The sequence below is a fragment of the Streptomyces shaanxiensis genome, from assembly GCF_039537145.1.
GTDB classification, from domain to species: Bacteria; Actinomycetota; Actinomycetes; order Streptomycetales; family Streptomycetaceae; genus Streptomyces; species Streptomyces shaanxiensis.
The window spans coordinates 86,341-108,094 of sequence record NZ_BAAAZY010000013.1; the positions used below are offsets into that span (position 1 = coordinate 86,341).

The 21,754-nt window shown below is 71.8% G+C and carries 10 protein-coding genes; 2 read left to right on the forward strand and 8 right to left on the reverse strand.

Annotation, left to right across the window (positions count from 1 at the left end; translation table 11 throughout):
* Positions 1-47 precede the first annotated feature (47 nt).
* The 4 genes from ABD932_RS27975 to ABD932_RS27990 all read right to left on the reverse strand — a co-directional run bounded on the left by ABD932_RS27975 (position 48) and on the right by ABD932_RS27990 (position 14,548).
* Positions 48-4,589, reverse strand: a complete 4,542-nt coding sequence (locus ABD932_RS27975) for an amino acid adenylation domain-containing protein (protein WP_345016552.1) — start codon at positions 4,587-4,589, stop codon at positions 48-50.
* On the reverse strand, positions 4,586-10,951 hold the full coding sequence (locus tag ABD932_RS27980; RefSeq protein WP_345016554.1) for an amino acid adenylation domain-containing protein: 6,366 nt from the start codon (positions 10,949-10,951) through the stop codon (positions 4,586-4,588). The genes ABD932_RS27975 and ABD932_RS27980 overlap by 4 nt, the downstream gene beginning before the upstream one ends.
* Before the next feature lie 47 nt (positions 10,952-10,998).
* Entirely contained in the window at positions 10,999-13,077 is a 2,079-nt protein-coding gene (locus tag ABD932_RS27985; RefSeq protein ID WP_345016556.1) for an ABC transporter ATP-binding protein, read from the reverse strand.
* A gap of 397 nt (positions 13,078-13,474) precedes the next feature.
* Positions 13,475-14,548 (reverse strand): ParB/RepB/Spo0J family partition protein, encoded by a 1,074-nt coding sequence (locus tag ABD932_RS27990; RefSeq protein WP_345016558.1) that lies wholly within the window; start codon positions 14,546-14,548, stop codon positions 13,475-13,477.
* Positions 14,549-15,384: 836 nt separating this feature from the next.
* Here ABD932_RS27990 and ABD932_RS27995 point away from each other — a divergent pair.
* Positions 15,385-15,771 carry a hypothetical protein gene (locus ABD932_RS27995; protein ID WP_345016560.1) on the forward strand — a complete coding sequence of 129 codons (387 nt, stop codon included), beginning with the start codon at positions 15,385-15,387 and terminating at the stop codon, positions 15,769-15,771.
* Between the two features lie 204 nt (positions 15,772-15,975).
* The gene (locus ABD932_RS28000) at positions 15,976-16,356 is read left to right on the forward strand and encodes a VOC family protein (protein ID WP_069572944.1); all 381 of its coding nucleotides are present in this window, start codon (positions 15,976-15,978) and stop codon (positions 16,354-16,356) included.
* A gap of 102 nt (positions 16,357-16,458) precedes the next feature.
* Here the strand turns inward: ABD932_RS28000 and ABD932_RS28005 are convergent, their stop codons facing one another.
* From ABD932_RS28005 to ABD932_RS28020, 4 genes are all read right to left on the reverse strand, one after another.
* Positions 16,459-18,348 carry an AMP-binding protein gene (locus ABD932_RS28005; protein WP_345016566.1) on the reverse strand — a complete coding sequence of 630 codons (1,890 nt, stop codon included), beginning with the start codon at positions 18,346-18,348 and terminating at the stop codon, positions 16,459-16,461.
* 86 nt (positions 18,349-18,434) lie between these two features.
* Positions 18,435-19,397, reverse strand: coding sequence for a hypothetical protein (locus tag ABD932_RS28010; RefSeq protein WP_345016568.1), 963 nt, complete (start codon positions 19,395-19,397; stop codon positions 18,435-18,437).
* An 87-nt stretch (positions 19,398-19,484) separates the two neighbouring features.
* Complete coding sequence (gap, locus tag ABD932_RS28015; protein ID WP_345016570.1) at positions 19,485-20,483, reverse strand: type I glyceraldehyde-3-phosphate dehydrogenase; 999 nt, start codon at positions 20,481-20,483, stop codon at positions 19,485-19,487.
* 128 nt (positions 20,484-20,611) lie between these two features.
* On the reverse strand, positions 20,612-21,568 hold the full coding sequence (locus ABD932_RS28020; RefSeq protein WP_345016572.1) for a GlxA family transcriptional regulator: 957 nt from the start codon (positions 21,566-21,568) through the stop codon (positions 20,612-20,614).
* Between the last annotated feature and the right edge of the window lie 186 nt (positions 21,569-21,754).

A 21,754-nucleotide genomic window follows, 5' to 3' on the forward strand; every position in this document is an offset into this window, starting at 1 on the left:
TGTGCCGGGCGGATGGCCGCCCGCAGGCCGGTTTGGGGGGCGGGTGACTACGGGTGCTCGTCGGCGAACTCTGCTTCGAGTTCGTCGACTTCGTCCTGATCGAGGTCGAGGAGGGAGAAGTCGGAGGCGGTGTGGCCGCCGGCCGCAGGATCCCCGGTGTGCGCGGCCAGGCCGTCCAGCAGCCGCAGCCAGATCCGGCCGAGCCGTTCGACGGAGGCGGTGTCGAGCGGGCCGGAGGGGTGGCTCAGCAGCAGGGTGAGTTCGGGGCCTTCGGCGCCGTCGCGGATCACCGCTCCCGCGCCGAGGGCGTGCTTGACGGGCATGTCCGGGTCGTTCGAGCCGCCGAGGGCGGACGGTCCGGCGGGCTGCCAGGCGGCCACGTCCGCCGTGGGGGCGGGGAAGCGGCCGAGGTAGTTGAAACCGACCTGGGGGGTGGGGAGCGCGGCCAGCAGCGGCCCCGTCTCCGGGTTGAGGTGGCGCAGCAGTCCGTGGCCGAGTCCGTCGCCGGGCACGGCCCGGACCTGGTCCTTCACCGCCTTCAGCAGCGCTCCCGCGGCCGGTCCGCCGTCGCCCGCCTCCTCGAGGTCGACGTCCGTCAGATCGATCCGGACGGGGTGGACGCTGGTGAACCAGCCGACCGTGCGGGACAGGTCCGCGCCGGACACCGCCGTACGGCCATGGCCTTCGACATCGACCAGAACGTCATGGTTCGTACCGGGGCGCCACTCTACGACGGCTGCGGCGAGCGTGGCGAGGAGCACCTCGTGGACACCGCAGTGGAAGACACCGGGGGTGCGTCCGACGATCACCCGTGCCTGCGCCGTCGGCACGGTCCAGGTATGACGTTCGAGGGTGGCGGCGGTATCCCGGGTCGGGTCGAGCGCCCGTGCGCCGATGGGCGCGTCCGAGGCGCCGAGCACCTTCCGCCAGCCGTCCAGCTCCGCGAGCCGGTCCTCGTGCCGTGCCTCGGACTCCAGCAGTGCCGCCCAACGCCGGAACGAGGTGCCCACCGCGACCGGTTCCGCCGCGCGGCCCCGCGCCGCCGCCTCGCACGCGGCCCGCAGATCCGGCAGCAGGATCCGCCAGGACACCCCGTCGACGACGAGGTGGTGCGCGACGAGGGCCAGCCGCCCCACGTGGTCGGGGCCGGCGTCCACCCAGACCAGCCGCACCATCACGCCGGCCCTCGGGTCCAGCCGCCCCACCGCAGCACGCGCGGCCCGCTCCACGGCCCCGTCCAGCTCGCCGGGGTCGGTCACCCGCAGCACGGAGATCAGCCCCGACGGTTCGACACCGCCCCGCTCCCCCACCACGAGCTGCGGCCCGTCCGCCAGCCGGGCCCGCAGCATGTCGTGCGTGTCGAGCAGGACGCCCAGCCCGGCGGCGAGCGTCTCGACGCCCAGCGCGGGCGGTGCGCCGACCACCGTCCACTGGGCGAATCCGGGACGGGCGGCGGTGGCGCCGGCGGCCACGAGGGCGGGCGTCGGCGGGACGGGCCCGGTCTCGACGTCCTGGGTGGCCTCGTCGTCGGTCTCCAGCCGGGCCACGGCGGCGATGGCGGCCGGCGTCTCGTTCTCGAAGACGTCCTGGGCGCTGAACACCACGCCGCGGCGGGTGCCGCGCGCGGCGAGCTGCATCGACATGATGGAGTCGCCGCCCAGCGCGAAGAAACTGTCCTCCACACCGACCCGCTCCCGGCCGAGCACCTCGGCGAACAGCTCGATCAGGAGCTCCTCGGCGGGGCTGCGCGGCTCCCGGCTCGCGGAGGCGGCGAACTCCGGCGCGGGCAGCGCCTTGTGGTCCACCTTGCCGTTGACGGTCAGCGGCAACGCGTCGAGCACGACCAGGGCAGCCGGGACCATGTACTCGGGCAGTCGGCCGGCCAGTTGTGCGCGGACGGCCTCGGTGTCCAGGTCCGCGCCGCTCGGCACGAGATAGCCGATGAGCCGTTTCTCGCCGGGCCGGTCCTCGCGGGCGACCACGATCGCCTGGGCGACACCGGGCAGCGCGCCCAACGCGGCCTCGACCTCGCCGAGTTCGACACGGAAACCCCGGATCTTCACCTGCGCGTCGGCCCGGCCGACGAAGACCAGCTCGACGCCGGTGGTCCAGCGCACCAGGTCGCCGGTGCGGTACATCCGCTCCCCGGCGGCGAACGGCGAGGCCACGAACCGCTCCGCCGACAGAGCGGCCCGCCCCAGATAGCCGCGCGCCAGCCCGGCACCGGCGACGTACAGCTCACCGGTCACTCCGGGCGGCACCGGCTGGAGGAAGGGGTCGAGGACATAGACCTGACGGTTGTTGAGCGGCCGGCCCAGCGGCAGGACGTCGCCCTGCTCCTCGCCGGGCTCGAACAGATGCCAGGTCGCGCACAGGGAGACCTCGGTGGGACCGTACAGATGCCGGACGCGGACGCCCGGGCAGGCCGCGCGCACCCGCTCCACCGCCTCCAGGGGTACGACATCGCCGCCGGTGAGGACTTCATGGACGCCGTCGAAGCAGTCGGGCGCCTCCTCGGCCAGCACCCGGAACAGCCCGGCGGTGACGTGCACATGAGTCACCCCGGCAGTGACGTGCCGCCGCACGGCTGCCGCGTCCACCGCCACACCCGGCTCGGCGACCACCACCCGAGCCCCACTCGCCAACGGCACCCACACCTCGAACAACGAGATGTCGAAGGCATGCGGGGCATGGAACAGGACCGCGTCACCGGGGCCCACACCCCAGCCCGACTCCCCCACCAGCGCCGCCGCACTCGCATGCGGCACGGCGACACCCTTCGGCGTCCCGGTCGAACCGGACGTGTACATCACGTACGCGATGTCCTCTTCGGCCGTCGCCACCACAGGGGGCTCGCCCTCGGAGGTGAGGGCCGAGGGGTCGTCAAGGGTCACGACGGGCGCGGAGTCCTTCACCACGAACGCGACGCGCTCCGCCGGATACGCACTGTCCACCGGGACGTACGCCGCCCCCGCCTTCCACACCCCCAGCAGCGAGCCGATCAGGTCAATCGACCGCTCAAGACGCACGGCCACCCGATCGCCCCGGCCGACCCCACGCTCCCGCAGACGCGCCGCCACCCGATCCGAAGCCTCGTCCAACTCCCCGTACGACACCAGTCGTTCACCTTCGACCACAGCCACCGCGTCCGGCGCCTGCGCCACCCGCGCGCGGAACATCTCCAGCACCGAGGAACCCGGCGGAACCTCCCCGGCGGTGGCGTTCCAGCCCTCCACCACCAGCCCGCGCTCCAACCGCCCCACCAGGCCGACCCTGCCCACCAACACGGACGGGTCGGAGACCAGCTGCTCCAGCACCCACTGCAGCCGGCCCAGCAGGTCCCGGGCCACGTCGGTGTCGATGGCGTCGGGCCGGTAGGTCACATGGACCTTCATGGGCCGTCCCGGCATCACGCCGAGGGTCAGCGCGTAGTGGGTCGCCTGGTGGCCCTCGACGTGGGTGAAGGCGAGCGCTCCGGGCGCCGACGCCGCCTCGGGCGGCAGGGGGTAGTTCTCGAACATGAGCATGGTGTCGAAGACCGCGCCCGGTCCGCCCACCCGCTGGATCTCGGGCAGGCTGAGGTGCTGGTGGGCGAGGAGCGCCGACTGGCGGGCCTGAAGCTCGGTCAGCAGCCGCAGCACGGGCTGGTCGGCGTCCAGCCGGACCCGTACGGGCACGCTGTTGATGAACAGGCCCACCATCGCCTCGACGCCGGGCAGTTCGGCGGGGCGGCCGGCGACGGTCGCGCCGAAGACGACGTCCGTGCGGCCGGTCAGCCGGGCCAGAAGCATCGCCCAGGCGCCCTGCATCACGGTGTTGACGGTCAGTCCGTGGCGGCGGGCGAGGGTGACCAGGGCGTCGGAGAGTTCGGCGGAGAGGGGCAGCTCCTGCTTCTCGGGCAGCACGGGTGCGCGGTCCGGGTCGGCGGGGGCGACCAGGGTGGGGCCGTCGGCGTCCGCGAGTTCGGTCCGCCACGCCTCGCGGGCAGCCGCCTTGTCCTGCCGGGACAGCCAGGCCAGATGATCGCGGAAGGAAGGCGCCGGGCCGAGCCCGGAGGCGTCGCCGCCGGCCGCGTAGACGGCGGCGAGTTCGGTGAGCATGACCGGCATCGACCAGCCGTCCAGCAGGATGTGATGGGAGGTCATCACGGTCCAGTGCCGTTCGGGGCTCAGCCGGACGAGCAGCAGCCGCAGCAGGGGCGCCTTGGCGAGGTCGAAACGCTCCGCCCGCTCCTCGGCGGCCAGCCGCCGCACCTCGGCGAGGGCCTCCGCCTCGGTCAGGTCCGGGTCCGACAGATCGACCTCGCGCCAGCGCAGGGCGACCTCGCGCGGGATGAGCTGCACGGTCCGGCCCGACTTGCGGCGGTGGAAGCTGGCCCGCAGGGCGGAGTGCCGGTGCAGCAGGGCGCGCCAGGAGGCGCGCAGCCGGCCGGCGTCGATGGGTCCGTTCAGCAGGTCGGTGCGCTGGATGGTGTAGAGGTCGGGACCCTGCCCGCCGTACTCGGCGTGAAAGAGCAGACCTTCCTGCAACGGGGACAGGGGCCAGACCTCGGCGAGCGCCGAGCCGTGGACCGGGGGTGTGGACGTCACCGGGAGAGTCCTCCTTCGAGGTCCGCCGCTATCGCTTCGAGTTGCTCGACCTCGTCCTGGTCCAGGTCCAGCAGGGGGAAGTCGGACGGTGTGTGGCCGCCGACCGCCGGGTGGTCGCAGTGGGCCGCCAGTCCGCGCAGCAGTGCCAGCCAGATGCGGCCGAGGGAGTGGGCGGCCTCGTCGGCGAGGACCCGGACCGGGCGGCTGAGGGTGAGGGTCAGTTCGGGGCCGTGGCGGGTGTCGCGGATGACGGCGCCCGCGTCCAGGGCGTGCGGCACGGGCATGCGCGGGTCGTCCGAGCTGTACAGGGCACGCGCGGTGGCCGGCTCCCAGGGCACGGCCGTGCGGGATCCGCCGGGGCCGCCGGCGCGGGCGTCGAACCGGCCCAGGTAGTTGAAGCCGACCTGCGGGACGGGCAGTTCGGCCAGGACCGGCGCGGTCTCGGCGTTGAGGTACCGCAGCAGCCCGTAGCCCAGCCCGTCGCGGGGCACCGCCCGGCTCTGCTCCTTGACGGTCTTCAGCAGCCGCCCCGCCGCGGCCTCGCCGGCCAGCGCCCCGTGCAGGTCGACGCCGCCGACGTCGAGTCGTACCGGGTGGGCGCTGGTGAACCAGCCGACGGTACGGGACAGGTCGGCGCCGTCCAGCGGTGTACGGCCGTGGCCCTCGACGTTCACCAGGACCGGCGCGTACGGGTCCTGCCGCCAGTGGGCGACGGCTCCCGCCAGCGTGGCCAGCAGGATGTCGTGGATGCCGCAGTGGAACAGCGCGGCCGTCCGGCCGACGAGGGTGGCGGTGTCGTTGTTGCGCAGGGTCCAGGAGTCGTGGCGTAGGGTCGCCGCCGTGTCCCGGTCCGGGTCGAGGGGCGGCACACCGGGCAGCGGGGTGGCGTCCCGCAGCAGCGCGGCCCAGGCGGGGAGTTCGGCGACGCGCCGGTCGCGGTGGGCCTCCGCCGCCAGCCGCCGGGTCCAGCTCCGGTAGGAGGTGGCGACCGGGGCGGGACGGGGGGTGCGTCCGGCGGCCGCGGCCTCGTACGCCTCCTTGAGGTCCGGCACCAGGATCCGCCACGACACCCCGTCGACGACGAGATGGTGTACGGCGACGACCAGCCGCCCGGCCCGCTCGGGTCCGGCGTCCAGCCATACGGCGCGGACCATGGCCCCGGCCGCCGGGTCGAGCCGCGCCACGGCCTCGCGGGCGGCCTGGTCGGCGGCGTCGGCGAGTTCGGCCGGGGTCGCGGTCCCGGTCGCGTCCGTGCGGGCGAGGAGACCGGCGGTGCTCGCGCGGTCTGCGGCGCCGGCGAGCAGCCGCGGCCCCGCGCCGTCGTCCGTCACGCGGGCGCGGAGCATGGCGTGGGTGTCGACCAGGGCGGCGAGGGCGGCGGCGAGGGCGTTCTGGCGCAGCCCGGGCGGTGCCGTCAGGATCGTCCACTGTGCGAAGGCGCTGCCCGCGACCCGCTCGCCGAGGAAGTGCGCCGCGGGCGTCCAGGGCACCTCGCCCACACCGTCGTCGGCGTCGGCTGCCCGGTTCCCGGTGCCGACGGGCTCGGCGACGACCGCGAGCCGCTCGGGGGTCTTCTCGTCGAAGATCTGCCGGGGCGTGACGACGAGTCCGCCCTGCCGGGCCCGGGTGACGAGTTGCAGCGAGGTGATGGAGTCGCCGCCGAGCGCGAAGAAGCTGTCGTCGGCGCCGACCCGGTCGAGCCCGAACATCTCGGCGATGGCGGTGCAGAAGACCTCCTCGGCGGGGGTCCTCGGCGCCCTGCCCACGGCTCCGGCGCCGAATTCGGGCGCGGGCAGAACCTCGCGGTCCAGCTTTCCGTTCGGGGTCAGGGGCAGCTCGTCGAGGACCATCACGGCCGCCGGGACCATGTAGTCGGGGAGCGTGCGCGAGGCATGGGCGCGTACGGCCGAGGGGTCCGGCGCGCGCCCGTCCGCGGGCACGGCGTAGCCGATCAGCCGGGCGTCGTGGATCGCCGCGACCGCCTGCTCGACGTCCGGGTGGTCGGCGAGCGCGGCCTCGACCTCGCCCAGCTCGATCCGGTGCCCGCGCAGCTTGACCTGTTCGTCGACCCGTCCGGCGAACACCAGCTCGCCGCCGGGGGTCCGGCGGACCAGGTCACCGGTGCGGTACATCCGTCCGCCGCGGGTGCGCGGGTCGGCGACGAACCGCTCGGCGGTGAGCGCCGGCCGGTGGAGATAGCCGCGGGCCAGCCCGGCGCCGGTCACATACAACTCGCCCGTCACGCCCGGCGGCACGGGACGCAGGAAGCCGTCCAGGACGTGCACGCCCGCGCGCGCGATCGGGCCGCCGATCGTCAGCGGGCCCGTCTCGTCCAGGGGGGCGGTGACGGTGGAGACGACAGCCGCCTCGGTGACGCCGTACTCGTTGTGGAGTTCGCAGCGGGTTGCCCAACGCCTGCGGGTGTCCGCCGGGAGGGCGTCGCCGCCGCTCACCAGCACGCGCAGTGCCGGCAGTTCACGGTCCGGGAGGTGGGTGAGCTGGACGGCGGGCATCACGGCGTGGGTGATGCGGTGGTCGGACAGCAGGTCGCCGAGCTCGTCGCCGGTGGTGTGCCCGCCGGGCGGGGCCAGCACCAGCCGCCCGCCCGCGCACAGCGTCGGCCAGATGTCCGCCATCGACACGTCGAAGCTGGGCGAGACCAGCTGCACGAGACGCGTGTCCGTGCCGATGGCGTACCGCTCGATCCGGTCGGCGACCAGATTCCGCAGCCCGCCCCAGGTGACGGCGGCGCCCTTGGGGGTGCCGGTGGAACCGGAGGTATGGATGACGTACGCGGTGTGGTCGGCGTCGGGGGCCACGAGGACCCGCCCGTCGGGGGCCACCGCCGGTGGTTCCTCGTCCAGGATCACCACCGGGCCCGCGAACCGCTCCGGCACCATCGCCCGGGTCCGCGCCGTGCACAGCACCGCGTCGGGCGCGGCGTCGGCGAGCACGAAGGCGATGCGGTCCGCGGGGTGGCCCGGGTCGACGGGGACGTACGCGCCGCCCGCGAGCGCGATACCCAGCAGGGCGGTGATCAGCTCCACCGAGCGGGGCGCCAGGACGGCCACGCGGGAATCGGGGCCGACGCCGTACGCGGACAGGTGGTGCGCCAGGCGCTCGGCGTCATGGGCGAGTTCGGCGTACGTCAGCTCGCGGTCGGCCGCGACGAGGGCGATGCCCTCGGGGGTGCGGGCTGCCTGGTCGGTGAAGCGGCGAGGCGGAAGCGGGGAGGCGTCCGGGTGCTCTTCGGGGGCGTCCGGCGACGGGGTGGGATCGGCGGCGACGCCGGGCACCGCCAGCCGTCCCACCGGCACCGACGGGTCGGCGACCACCTGTTCCAGCACCCGTGTCAGGGCGTGCGCCAGTCCTTCGGCGTCCGCGTCCGAGAAGCGGGCGCGACGGTGGGCGAGGCGGAGCTGGAGGCGGTCGCCGAGGACGACGCCCAGCGTCAGCGGGTAGTGGGTGCCCTCCACAGTGGAGACGTGGTCCGTCCGCAGGGCGTCGGAGGACTGCGGGGAGCCGACCGCGCGGGGGTAGTTCTCGAAGACGAGGACCGAGTCGAAGGCGGAGCGGGACCCGGTGAGCTTGTGCAGTTCCGACAGTCCCAGGTGGTGGGAGCCGATCAGCGCGGACTGGCGGCCCTGCAGCGCGGTCAGCATCTCCAGCACCGACTGGCCGCCGTCGAGCCGAACCCGGACGGGCACGGTGTTCATGAACACCCCGACCATCCCCTCGACGCCCGGGAGTTCGGTGGGACGGGCGGCGACCGGGGCGCCGAACACCACGTCGGTGCGGCCCGTGAGCCGCGACAGCACCAGCGCCCAGGCTCCTTGCAGCAGTGTGTTGACCGTCAGCCCACGGCCGCGCGCGAAGGCGACCAGCCGGGCGGTGAACTCCTCCGGGAACTCGCGGGTCGGACAGCCGGCGTCGGCCGAGTCCTTCGCCCGTTCCAGGGGATCGACGAGGGTCGGCTCGTCCACCCCGGCCAGCTCGGCCCGCCACGCCGCACGCGCGGCCTCCTTGTCCTGCCGGGCGAGCCACGCCAGATGGTCCCGGAAAGACGGTGCCGGCCCGAGCGCCGCGGCATCGCCGCCGGACGCGTACAGCGCGGAGACCTCATCGAGGACGACGGACATGGACCAGCCGTCGAAGAGGATGTGGTGCGTGACCGCGACGAGCCGGTGACGCGTGTCGGAGAGCCGGACGAGGACGAGTCGCAGCAGCGGGGGCCGGGCCGGGTCGAATCGTTCCGCCTGCTCACGCGCGGCCGTCTCGGCGAGCCGCGCCTCGGTCTCCCGCGCACCGAGCCCGCAGAGATCGACCTCCCGCCAGGGGATCCGTACGTCCCCCACGACGGCCTGGACCAGCCGCCCCGAGGCGAGCCGGTGGAAGCCGGCCCGCAGGGTCGCGTGCCGGGCCGCCACGCCCTGCCAGGCCGCCCGCAGCCGGCCGACGTCGAGCCGCCCGCTCAGTTCCAGCACCCACTGGCCCTCGTAGACATCGGGGCCCTGCTCGTCGTAGGCGGCGTGAAAGAGCAGTCCTTCCTGCAGCGGGGTGAGCGGCCAGATCTCGGCGAGGCCGGGAACCTTGGCCTCCAGCTCGGCGGACTCGTCCGCGGTGAGGTCCAGGAGGGGGACGTCGGCCTGTGCAGCCGCCGCATCGTGGGTGACTTCGAGCTGTGCCACGGCGGCGAGAGCGGCGGGCGTTTCACGCTCGAAGACGTCCTGAGCGCTGAAGACGATGCCCTTGCGGTTGCCGCGCGCGGCGAGCTGCATCGACATGATGGAGTCGCCGCCCAGCTCGAAGAAGCTGTCCTCCACGCCGACCCGCTCGTGGCCGAGGACGTCCGCGAAGAGCTCGCAGAGGAGTGTCTCCGCCGGGGTCCGCGGCTCACGGCTCGTCGTCGCCGTGAACTCCGGTGCGGGAAGGGCGTTGTGGTCGACCTTGCCGTGGACGGTCAGGGGCAGGGCGTCCAGGACGATCAGGGCGGCCGGGACCATGTAGTCGGGCAGGACCCTCGCCAGGCGGTCGCGCAGGAGGTCGGGGTCCGTGGTGTCGCCGTCGGGGACGAGGTATCCGGTGAGCCGCTTCTCGCCGGGCCGGTCCTCACGGGCGACGACGACGGCCTCGGCGACACCGGGCTGGGCGGTCAACGCGGCTTCCACCTCGCCGAGTTCGACACGGAAGCCCCGGATCTTCACCTGGGAGTCCGCGCGGCCCGCGAAGACCAACCCGCCGTCCTCCGTCCGGCGGGCCAGGTCGCCGGTGCGGTACATCCGCTCCCCGTCCGCGAACGGGGAGGGCACGAACCGCTCGGCGGTCAGCGCGGCCCTGCCCAGATACCCACGCGCCAGGCCGGCACCGGCTATGTACAGCTCGCCCGTCACGCCGGGGGCGACGCACCGGAGCGAGTCGTCGAGAACATGGACCTGACGGTTGCTGAGCGGGTGGCCTATCGGCAGTTCCCGAGCGGTGTCGTCGCCCGGCTCGATGAGGTGCCAAGTGGCGCACAGGGTCGATTCCGTGGGGCCGTACAGGTGGCGCACGCGCACCTCCGGGCAGGCTTCGCGGACCCGCTCCACGGACTCCAGCGGTACGACGTCACCACCGGTGAGGACTTCCCGTGCGCCGGTGAAGCAGTCGGGCGCCTCCGTTGCCAGCACCCGGAAGAGCCCCGCGGTGACGTGCACGTGCGTGACACCGGCGGCGATGTGACGCCGTACGGCCGCCGCGTCGACCGCCACACCGGGCTCCGCCACGACGATGCGCGCACCCGTCGCCAACGGCACCCACACCTCGAACAGCGAGATGTCGAAGGCGTGCGGGGCGTGGAACAGCACCGCGTCGCCCGGTCCCACGGCCCAGCCGTTGTCGGAGACCAGAGCCGCGACGCCGCCGTGCGGCACGGCGACACCCTTCGGCGCACCGGTCGAACCGGACGTGTACATCACGTACGCGAGATCGTCCCCGGCCACGGCCACGGCGACGGACGGAGCTTCGCCCTCGTCCGTGGCGACTTCGTCGATCGTCACGGTCGGCGCGGAGTCCTCCAGCACGAACGCGACCCGCTCCGCCGGATACGCACTGTCCACCGGCACATAGGCCGCCCCCGCCTTCCACACGCCCAGCAACGCGCCGACCAGGTCGGCGGAACGTTCCAGCCGGACCGCCACCCGGTCTCCGCGACGGACGCCGCGCCCGCGCAGATGCGCCGCCATGCGGTCGGAGGCCGCGTCAAGTTCCTCGTACGACATCACCCGCTCACCGGCGAGCACCGCCACCGCGTCCGGCGCCTGCGCCACGCGGGCACGGAACAACTCCAGCACCGAGACGGGCGCTGCCACCGACGTGCCGTTCATCTCTCCCCCTTCGACGGACGACTGCTTCTGCGGGCTGCTGGTGCCGATCAGGAGGAGCCGTCGCCCCGCACCCGTGGGCCGCGCAGACCGCCGCCGCCCATACCGGGGCCGCCCATTCCGCCGCCCGGCATGCCACCTGCCATTCCTCCGCCGGGCATTCCGCCGCCGCGCGTCCGGATCTTCGGGGCCGGCGGACCCTGCGGCGGGACGTGCTCACGGTGGCCGTTGCCGGGGGGCGGGGGCTGCGTCTCGGACTTGCGGAACTGGGTGTTGTACAGGTGGGTGTACAGGCCGCCGGCGGCGAGGAGTTCCTCGTGGGTGCCCCGTTCGCGGACCTTGCCGTCGTCGATGACGAGGATCTGGTCGGCCTCGCGGACGGTGGAGAGCCGGTGCGCGATGACCAGGGAGGTGCGGTTGCTCAGGGCCGTCTTCAGGGCGCGTTGGACGGCGGCCTCCGATGCGGAGTCCAGGTGGGCGGTGGCCTCGTCGAGCACGACGATCGCCGGTGCCTTCAACAGGAGCCGGGCCACGGCCAGTCGCTGCTTCTCGCCGCCGGAGAGCCGGAAGCCCCGGTCGCCGACGACCGTGTCGAGCCCGTCGGGCAGGGAGCCGATCAGGTCCCAGATGCGGGCCCGCACGCACGCCTCGATCAGCTCCTCCTCGGTGGCCTCGGGGCGGGCGTAGGCGAGGTTCGCGCGGATGGTGTCGTGGAAGAGATACGCGTCCTGGGCGACGACGCCGACCGTGGAGCGCAGCGAGTCGAACGTGAGGTCGCGGACGTCCTTGCCGTCGATGCGGACGGCTCCCGAGGTCACGTCGTACAGCCTGGACACCAGGTGGGTGAGTGTGGTCTTGCCGGCACCGGACGGGCCGACCAGTGCCGTGAGCGTGCCGGGGGCGACAGTGAAGTCCAGTCCGTGCAGGACCTCCGGCACTGCCCTGCCGCGCTCGTCGCCCGAGGCCGGGTGGGTCTCCAGGGAGGCCAGGGAGACCTCCTCGGGCCGGGGGTAGGCGAAGGACACCTGCTCGAAGCGGATCTCCGGGGCCGAGCCGCTGCTGGGCGCGGGGAGCGCGACGGCGTCCGGGCGCTCCTCGATGAGCGGTTTGATGTCGAGCAGTTCGAAGATCCGGTCGAAACTGACCATGACCGTCAGGGCGTTGGCCTGCATGCTGGAGAGCTGCGTGATGGGGCCGAACAACCGACCCAGCAGGGTGGCCAGGGCCACCAGGGTGCCGAGCCCGATGACCTCGTCGAGGACGAGTCCACCGCCGACGCCGTACACGAGGGCGGTGGTGAGCGCGGTGAGCAGGGCCATGAGGATGAACGCGAGGCGACTGAAGATCGTCAGCCGTACGCCGACCTCCCGCACCTTCTCCGCCTCGCCCTGGTACTTCGCCAGTTCCTCCACCGGGCGGCCGAACAGTTTGGCGAGCATGGCGCCTTGCACATTGAAACGCTCGTGAATCGTTCCGCTCAGGTTGGCGTGCAATTCCATTTGCTTCCTGGAATGCGCCTGAAGTCGCCGGCCGATGTACATCCAGGGCAGGAAGAACACCGGCAGCAGCACGAGTGCGATCAGACTGACGAGCCAGGAGAGATAGAACATCTCGGCGAGTACCAGCACCACGGTGAGGGTGCCGGTCGCCGACAGCAGCAAGGTGGTGAGGGCCTGCTGGGCCATGACCACGTCGGTGTTGAGCCGGCTGGAGAGGGCGCCGGTCTGGGTGCGGGTGAAGAAGGCCAGGGGCAAGCGCTGCACATGGCGGAACGCCTGGACCCGCAGGTCGTAGCTGACTCCCTGGCCGATACGGCCGGAAAGCGCGCTCTGCGCGAGCTGGGTCACGGAGCCGACCAGGGCGAGCCCGGCCACGAGCAGGGCCAGGCCGACGACGACGCCGGCGTCGTCCTTCAGGATCCCGCTGTCGACGATCTCCTTCAGCACCAGAGGAGTCGCGACGATGACGAGGGAATCGACGAGCGTCACGAGAATGAGGGCGAGCACCGTCCCGCGATGCGGTTGGACAAAGGCGAGTACCCGCCGCGATGTTCCCGGCCTGATCTTTGAGGGCTCCGAATCATCGCCGCCCTTCATCATCACCCCACCGGGGGTCTGAGTGACCAGCATGTCGAGGAGGACCTCCTGCTGTAGGGATTGGGCGAAGCAGCGAACGTGAATGGGCGGAGAGTCTCTCGGGTGCATTCCTGCACCGCGATCCGGGAGGCGACGATACCTGTCTGAATTCTGGCCAACCACGCACTCCCGCTGGGCTTTTGGGCGTTCCTGGCCTGCCTGAGGGACAGCCGAACACATCGTGCACATGACAGAAATGCGGGAGTGCTGCGCACGTGGAAGTACGGGAAGCACATCGGGCCGGCCATTCGGCATACCGTTCCGGCCGAGCGGCGTCAGACAATGCCGCCCGGCCGGAAGGCTTCCGCTCGCCGCGAGAGGGGTAAGCGGCGTCCGCGTCCAACTGCTCGCACAACACAGTTGGACAAGCCGGTTGGACGGGCCGGTGAAATCACACGGTCGGACAGGCCGACGAATCCGCCGGGGAAGCCGATGAATCATTGCCCTGGGCGGTATTCTTCTCGACCCGGGCGGCGACCTCTTCCCATATATGCGCGCACTCGCGGGCCAGATGGGCCACGGTGCCGCTCCAGTACGGCGGGACGGTGTCGACGATTCCCTCCCACTCGTCCGGCGGAAGCATGTGCACACTGAGGAGTCGCAGCAATTGCCGCCCCGTCTCGTTGAGCCGGAGAGCGGGGTCCGCCTTGAGCCGGTTCACCGCCGAGAGCCCTTCCGTGAAGGCGGACCCGGCGGCCGTGTCGTGCCGGTCCTCGCCGTAGCCGGTCCGCGGCACGACCTTCAGGATTTCCTCACGCGGACGGGGCCGGACGCCCCGTGGCCTTGGGGGGAGCAGCGGCTCCTCCCCTCGGCCGAGGCGATTGCGCACGTCCCGCGCGGTCTCCGGGGAAATGCCGGCGGCCCTGGCGATCTGACGTAGTGACAGATTCGGGTTCTCGGTGATCAGTTCACCCGCCCGCCTGCGCCCCTCGGCGATGTCGACGGGACGGACCCGCCCGTCCCGGCCGATCCTCGCGACGTCCCCGGGTGCGCCGACCGTCGCCGACCGGCGGACATCGGCGACCGTGCCGGGGGCGATACCCGTCACGGAGGCGATCTTCCGGTCCGACCACTGCGGATGCGTGGCGATGATCCGCGCGGCGGCCCGTTTGCGGTCCGGCAGTGACAGGGGCAGTCCATGTCGCACGTTCGACTCGACGGCGAGCACGAAAGCGTCCGCCTCGGTGCCGTCGTAGAAGGTCACCGCGATGGTGCTGTGGCCGCGCAGTTGGGCGGCACGCAGCCGGTGCAGTCCGTCGATCACCCGCATCGATGCGCGGTGCACGATGATGGGTGGCAGTGGACCGTCCAATTCCGCGAGAGCCGCCACATGGTCCGGGTCCTCGCCGTCGTTTCTCGGTGATCCTTCCGCGGATAATGATCGAATATCGATGTCGACGATCCCGTCATTGGTACTCCCCCGTCGCACCCACATCTCCGTTCGCTCGATCAACGCCTTCCCCATGCGTCGCACCTTCGGGCGACGCATTCCGGCACACCCGATTCCACTGCCACGAGTGGATCAATCGATCCTCGTCGCAATTGACCGGGGTGACGTTCACCGACATCACGCGCTCATATCGTGGCGACCGGGTCATCGATGCCGGCACTGTACGGCTGCGTCACCACTGCGCCCGCCGCAGTCAGGTCGTGGGGCACTTCGATTCTCAGACCTGTGGAGTCCGCTCGAGCGAGGAGCCGAACTGTGACGCACCCGCTTTTCGAACGAGCCTCCAGGTGAACAAGAGTCCTTTTCCCTGGCGCGTTCACTCTAACAGCAGCGCACAGTCCAGAGGGCGGGCCAGTGACGCCATCCAGCACTTGAGACGGCCTGTCAATTCCGCTGAACAGGAACCCTTACACGGCGGCACGGAAGCCGGAACGAGCCATTCTCCTTTTCGTTCCGGTAATTCCTCACCCATTCAACCACCGGCCGACCGCTCGGTCGGGCCAGGGGAAAACTCGACGCCATAAGTCGGTGGCCGTTCCAGGGCGCGCCGAAGACCCCGGAAGCGGAATTTCCTCCCTCCCGCAGAGCCGCCAATCCAGGACGCGCAACCCGACAGCCGATCAAAGCCGTTTCACCATGGATCTGCGCAGCCCTGACTTCACCGCCGGCGCCCGATGCTCTCACCGAGGGGGTTTCAGCGACGTAACAGCCGTCCGGCCTGCACCATCGCGACCGCATCGCATATCCCGGGTTGCAGCGGGGTAACGGCAGGCGTTCCGGCGCGGTAACCATCGCCGCGCTCTACTGAGCAACGGATCGCGATGACCCCCCACTCCGACCCGGGAGGCTCCATGAGCAACGCCACCAGTCTCTGCGCCACATGCGGCATCGAGCTCGTCCCGACGCCCCGTCGCCGGGACCGCCCCGACTCACGCTTCTGCACCGCCACATGCCGTGCACTCTGGGAGCGGACGCATGGCACGCGGATCGCCCCCGGCCCGCCTACGGCCGAACCGGCGGGCACGGGCGAGGCAGTTGAGGCGGTCAAGGTGCTCGGGGCGGCCGGGGCCGACGCCGGCCACTCGGTGCCGTTGCCGCCGCTGGGGACGGAACACTCCTGCCCCCACTGCGGGCACCAGCTCACGATCGTCAACTTCGTGCTACCGAGCCTGGATTCGGCCGGTGCCGTGGACGCGACCGACGAGGGGGACGTGGGCAGCCGCTACTCCGCGGGGTGAGCGGTGCCATTACGCGGCCGGCTCCGCGGCACATCCCCGGCCGGCGAGCCGGCTTGCCCGGCAGCCCGCAGAGGGCCGGCCTAGAATCGTTTCGCCCGTGCTCGCCCCGCCCGGTACGGTCGCGAGACTGTCTTCACTGCTGGGAGCCCGTGAGGTACGCGTGTGGCCCCACGGCAGTTCCCAGGCCGAGAGAGGGTTTCGTCAATGGCATGTCGTATCAGTGAGCTCGTGCTCGGTTGCCGCGACCCTGAGGTGCTCGCGCGGTTCTGGTGCGAGGTCCTGGACTTCGTGGTGCTCGATCGCGAAGGGGACGACTGCATCGAGATCGGGCCACGCGAAGGGTTCGGCGGCCCGCAGCCGACGATCATCCTCAGCCGCAGGGACGAGCCGGAGCCGGGGAAAACCCGGCTGCACATCGACGTCAACCCCACCGACCGCGATCAGGACGCCGAACTCGAACGCCTTCTGAAGCTCGGGGCGCGACCGGCCGACATCGGCCAGACCGGCGAGGAGCAGTGGCACGTCCTGGCCGACCCCGAAGGCAATGAGTTCTGCCTGCTCAAGGCCCGCCTCAACCCGCTCTGAGTCCGCTGTGACAGGCGTGTCGTGATCGTGGAGCAAGTGAGGTCTCCGGTACAGGGCTCGTCGACCAGGACGAACCTCAACACCGGAGACCTGGCAGCGTGCTCAGACGGTGCCGTCGGGGCGGCGGAGAAGCGGGCGCAGGGTTTCGATGACGCTCGGGTCGTCCACCGTGGACGGGACGGGTTCGTCGAGGCCGTCGGCGATACCGCGCATCGTCTTGCGCAGGATCTTCCCCGAGCGCGTCTTGGGCAGGGCGGCCACGACGGCGACCTCCTTGAGGGAGGCGACGGCGCCGATGCGCTCGCGTACGAGTTGGACCAGTTCGGCCTCGACCTCCCCCGGGTCGCGGGCGGTGCCCGCCTTCAGAACGACGAAGCCGCGGGGGACCTGTCCCTTGAGGTCGTCCGCGACGCCGATCACGGCGCACTCGGCGACATCGGGGTGTGCGGCCAGGGCCTCTTCCATGCTGCCGGTGGACAGCCGGTGTCCGGCGACGTTGATGACGTCGTCGGTGCGGCCCATGACGTACACGTAGCCGTCCTCGTCGAGGTGCCCGCTGTCGCCGGTGAGGTAGTAGCCGTCGTAGGCGGAGAGGTAGGAGGCGACGAAGCGGGCGTCGTCGTTCCAGAGGGTGGGCAGCGAACCGGGCGGTAGGGGCAGCTTCACGACGATCGCGCCGTCGACGCCGACCGGCACGGGCTGCCCCGAGGGGTCGAGGACGCGGACGTCCCAGCCCGGCAGTGGACGGGTGGGCGAGCCGGGTTTGACGGGGGCGGCCTCGATGCCGACCGGGTTGGCGACGATCGGCCAGCCGGTCTCCGTCTGCCACCAGTGGTCGATCACCGGGATGTCCAGGAGGGCGCTCGCCCAGTGGTAGGTCTCGGGGTCGAGGCGCTCACCGGCGAGGAAGAGGTAGCGCAGCCGGGACAGGTCGTAGTCCGCGGTGAGGGCGCCCTTCGGGTCCTCCTTCCTGATGGCGCGGAAGGCGGTGGGCGCCGTGAACATGGTCTTGACGGCGTGATCGGCGGCGACCCGCCAGAACTGGCCCGCGTCCGGGGTGCCGACCGGCTTGCCCTCGTACAGCACCGTCGTGGCGCCGGCCAGCAGCGGCCCGTAGACGATGTACGAGTGCCCGACGACCCAGCCGACATCGGACCCGGTGAACATCGTCTCGCCCGGGCCGATGTCGTACACGGCACCCATCGACCAGTGCAGCGCCACCGCGCAACCGCCGCAGTCGCGGACAACTCCCTTGGGCTTTCCGGTCGTTCCGGACGTGTACAGGATGTAGAGGGGGTCGGTCGCGGCCACGGGAACACAGGCGGCCGGCGGCGCGTCGGCGACCAGGCCGGCCCAGTCGAGGTCGTCCGGCCCCAACTCGGCCCGCTCCTGGGGCCGTTGCAGGATGATCCGCTTCTGCGGCTTGTGCCCGGCGAGTTCGATCGCGCGGTCCAGCAGCGGCTTGTACGGGATGACGCGCTTGCCCTCGATACCGCAGGAGGCGGAGACGATCACCTTGGGAGTAGCGTCGTCGATGCGGACCGCGAGTTCGGGTGGGGCGAACCCGCCGAAGACCACCGAGTGGACGGCGCCGATGCGTGCGCAGGCCAGCATCGCGATGGCGGCCTCGGGGACCATCGGCATGTAGATGACCACCCGGTCGCCGTGCCCCACACCGAGCCCGGCGAGCGCCCCGGCGAAGGCCGCCACCTCGTCCCTCAGCTGGGTGTAGGTGTAGGTGCGCCCGGTGCCGGTCACCGGGGAGTCGTAGACGAGCGCGGGCTGTTCGCCCCGGCCGGCTTCGACATGCCGGTCCACCGCGTTGAAGCAGACGTTGAGCCGGCCGTCCGGGAACCAGCGGTAGAAGGGCGCGCCCGAGGAGTCCAGGGCACGGGACGGCGCCACCTCCCAGTCGACGCCCTGCGCCGCCCGCAGCCAGAAGCTCTCCGGGTCTTCGAGGCTGGTGCGGAAGACGTCGTCGTACATTCCCATCGCGCTCTCCTTGACCAGAGTCGTGGTGGCCTGCCTGCAACCATGTCACATGTTGATCACGTGGCAGGCCAAGCTGTGGACAGCCTTCACGAGCGGTCTTCCAGGATCTCGTCGGCTTTGCGCGCCGCGTCGTCGTTCCAGCGGCGCTGTGCCTCCAATTTCGCCCGGTGCCGGGCGATGAGTTGATTCTGGATGCGTACGTCGATGGCGTGCACGGTGCGGACGTAGCCGGTCTGCTGCTTGCATCGGGCGTCGGCGGTCGCGGTCCGCTTCTCGAGGTCGGAGGGCTCGTCGGGGTCGCGGGACGCCCCGTTCAGCCTCGCCTCCAACTCCTGGTGTCGACGGTCCTCGCCGAGTTCGGCGTCCCTGGGGCTTGCGTAGTGGTAGCCCGCCTTGCGCATGCAGGCCGACCATTGCTTGTCCGCCTGCTGCCACGCCGGGGCCAGCCTGCCCTGCTGAATGCTCTTGGTCTCCAGGTCCAAGACCGGATCCTTCCGGTCCTGCGGATGCGTGCCGTAGATCGCGCGGTCCGCCTCCCCGAGACAGCCGCGCTTCGGGATGCGGTGGCCGTGCACGCTCGTCGGATCCTCCCCGACGAACTGGCCGGTGAGCGCGAGGTATTCGGACAGGGTCCAGTTCTTGCCCCGGTAGCGCCGCTCGTAGTCGGCCCGCGCCGCCTGATAGCCGTGTCGCGCGGCCTGCTCGGGGTCCTGGATGCCGTAGCGGAGGTCGTCGGAGGCGTAAAGGGAAAGCTGCACGACCCCCGTGCCCGCGGGGCGTCGGGGCCAGGCGGGGAGGGGGTCGATGTCGAGGTTCTTCAGGTCCTGGAAACCGAGGCGGACCATGCACTCCTTGGCGAGCGTCCACCGCGCCCTGCCGACCGTACGGCCGTCGTCGTCGGGCATGTCATAGGCGGCAAGCGGCTGGAAGCGCGGGTCGTTCGAGGAGGTGGGGCTCGCGTGGGATGCGGGCGGGCCGGGTCGCTGCCCGCATCCTGCGAGGGCCAGGGCCAAGGCGAGGACCGGTAAGAGGGGGGCGGCTGTGCGCATGGGGCCACCTCATCAGGGCCCGGGAAAAGCGGACCGTGGTGGAGGCCACACTTCCGGGTCACAGCCGCATCACAGGTCCGGCGCCGGTCAGCCGTTCGCGAGCAGCTCCAGCGTGTCGATCACGCGGTTGGAGAAGCCCCACTCGTTGTCGTACCAGGCGACCACCTTGACGTGGCGGCCTTCGACGCGGGTGAGGGCCGAGTCGAAGATCGACGAGGCGGGGTTGCCGGTGATGTCGGAGGAGACGAGGGGGTCGTCGGAGTACTCGAGGACGCCGGCCAACGGGCCCTCCGCCGCGGTGCGGTAGGCCGCCAGTACGTCCTCGCGGGTGACGTCCCGCGCGACAGTGGTGTTGAGCTCCACGATCGAGCCGACCGGAACCGGTACGCGGATGGAGTCGCCCGACAGCTTGCCGTCGAGGCCCGGCAGCACGAGGCCGATCGCCTTGGCGGCGCCCGTCGTGGTCGGCACGATGTTGACCCCGGCGGCACGCGCCCGGCGGGCGTCGCGGTGCGGGCCGTCCTGCAGGTTCTGCTCCTGCGTGTAGGCGTGCACCGTGGTCATGAATCCGTGCTCGATGCCGGCGAGTTCGTCGAGGACGGCGGCCAGCGGCGCGAGCGCGTTGGTCGTGCACGAGGCGTTCGAGACGATCGTGTGCAGGGCCGGGTCGTAGGCGTCGGTGTTGACTCCGTAGGCGAGCGTGACGTCCGCGCCGTCGGACGGCGCGCTGACGAGGACCTTCTTGGCGCCCGCGTCGAGGTGGGCGCGGGCGGCCTTGGCGGAGGTGAAACGGCCGGTGGCCTCCAGCACGACGTCGACGCCGAGCTCGGCCCACGGCAGCTGCGCCGGCTCCCGCTCGGCGAGGACCTTGATGCGGCGGCCGTCGACGACGAGGGTGTCTCCGTCCACGGTCACAGGGCGGCCGAGCCGGCCGGACGTGGAGTCGAAGGCGAGGAGCCGCGCGAGGGCAGTGGGCTCGGTGAGGTCGTTGACGGCGACGATCTCGAGGTCGCTGTCGCGTTCGAGCAGCGCGCGCAGCACGTTGCGCCCGATGCGGCCGAATCCGTTGATGGCGATACGAGTCATGGATGCCTCTTGGTGTCTCTTGATGTCCCTACGGTTCGTCACCACCAGCCTCCTGTGCGGGATCCGGCCGTGGCAGTGGCGAGAGCGCCATGGTTCGCAAGGATCGCGCCAAGCGACGGTACGGCGGGCTACTCGCCCCTGGTGAAGGTGCGCCGGTACTCGCTCGGCGTGGTGCCGAGGATGCGCTGGAAGTGCATGCGCAGATTCGCGCCGGTGCCCAGACCCACGTCGGCCGCGATCTGCTCGACGCTCCGCTGCGACCGCTCCAGCAACTCACGGGCCAGGTCGATACGGGCACGCATGACCCATTGCATCGGCGTGTATCCGGTGTCCTCGACGAAGCGCCGCGAGAAGGTGCGCGGTGAGACTGCCGCGTGCTCGGCGAGGGCTTCCAGGCTGAGAGGTTCGTCGAGCCGATGCAGGGCCCACTCGCGGGTTGCGGCGAACCGTTCGCCGAGCGGCTCGGGCACGCTGCGTGGTACGTACTGCGCCTGGCCGCCGCTGCGGTAGGGGGCCGCGACCAGGCGCCGGGCCGCGTGGTTGGAGGCGGCCACGCCGAGGTCACCGCGCAGGATGTGCAGGCACAGGTCGATGCCCGAGGCGGCACCGGCCGACGTCAGCACGCTGCCCTCGTCGACGAACAGGACGTTCTCGTCGACCCGGACGAGGGGGTGCTTCTCGGCCAGCGCCCGTGTGTAGTGCCAGTGCGTGGTGGCGCGCTTGCCGTCGAGCAGGCCCGTGGCGGCAAGCGCGAAGGCTCCCGTCGAGATGGCGGCGAGGCGGGCGCCCCGGCCGTGGGCGGCGGTCAGCGCGTCGACGACGGCCCGCGGCGGGTCCTCGCGGTCCGGGAACCGGTAGCCGGGCACGAAGACGATGTCGGCCCAGGCGAGCGCGTCGAGACCGTCGGCGACGTGGTACGCCAGACCGTCCCCGCCGGTCACCAGCCCGGGCGCCGCGCCGCACACCCGCACCTCGTACGGCATGCTCGCGCGCGTCGTGAACACCTGAGCCGGGATGCCGACATCGAGCGGTTTGGCACCTTCGAGCACGAGAACGGCGACACGGTGCAGGCGGGAGGGGGGCACGGGACCAGGGTACGAGCGGTCGAGGCCGCCGCGATCATCCGCACAGGCGCCGTCGGCCTGGCCGGCCTGGGCTGAACCGCGCCCATGAGGCGCACCTCGCAGCGGGCTCCCTCTTGTCCCGAACGGCACACGCCCCGTACGCTCACCCTCCGTACCGACCAGCCGGTATGGAACGTGGAGGCGTCG

Excerpts from the sequence above, each read along its gene's own strand:
- ABD932_RS27980 (WP_345016554.1), bottom strand. The coding sequence starts at position 10,951 with ATGAACGGCACGTCGGTGGCAGCGCCCGTCTCGGTGCTGGAGTTGTTC.
- ABD932_RS27985 (WP_345016556.1), bottom strand. The coding sequence starts at position 13,077 with ATGCTGGTCACTCAGACCCCCGGTGGGGTGATGATGAAGGGCGGCGAT.
- ABD932_RS27990 (WP_345016558.1), bottom strand. The coding sequence starts at position 14,548 with ATGGGGAAGGCGTTGATCGAGCGAACGGAGATGTGGGTGCGACGGGGG.
- ABD932_RS27995 (WP_345016560.1), top strand. The coding sequence starts at position 15,385 with ATGAGCAACGCCACCAGTCTCTGCGCCACATGCGGCATCGAGCTCGTC.
- ABD932_RS28000 (WP_069572944.1), top strand. The coding sequence starts at position 15,976 with ATGGCATGTCGTATCAGTGAGCTCGTGCTCGGTTGCCGCGACCCTGAG.
- ABD932_RS28005 (WP_345016566.1), bottom strand. The coding sequence starts at position 18,348 with ATGGGAATGTACGACGACGTCTTCCGCACCAGCCTCGAAGACCCGGAG.
- ABD932_RS28010 (WP_345016568.1), bottom strand. The coding sequence starts at position 19,397 with ATGCGCACAGCCGCCCCCCTCTTACCGGTCCTCGCCTTGGCCCTGGCC.
- gap (WP_345016570.1), bottom strand. The coding sequence starts at position 20,483 with ATGACTCGTATCGCCATCAACGGATTCGGCCGCATCGGGCGCAACGTG.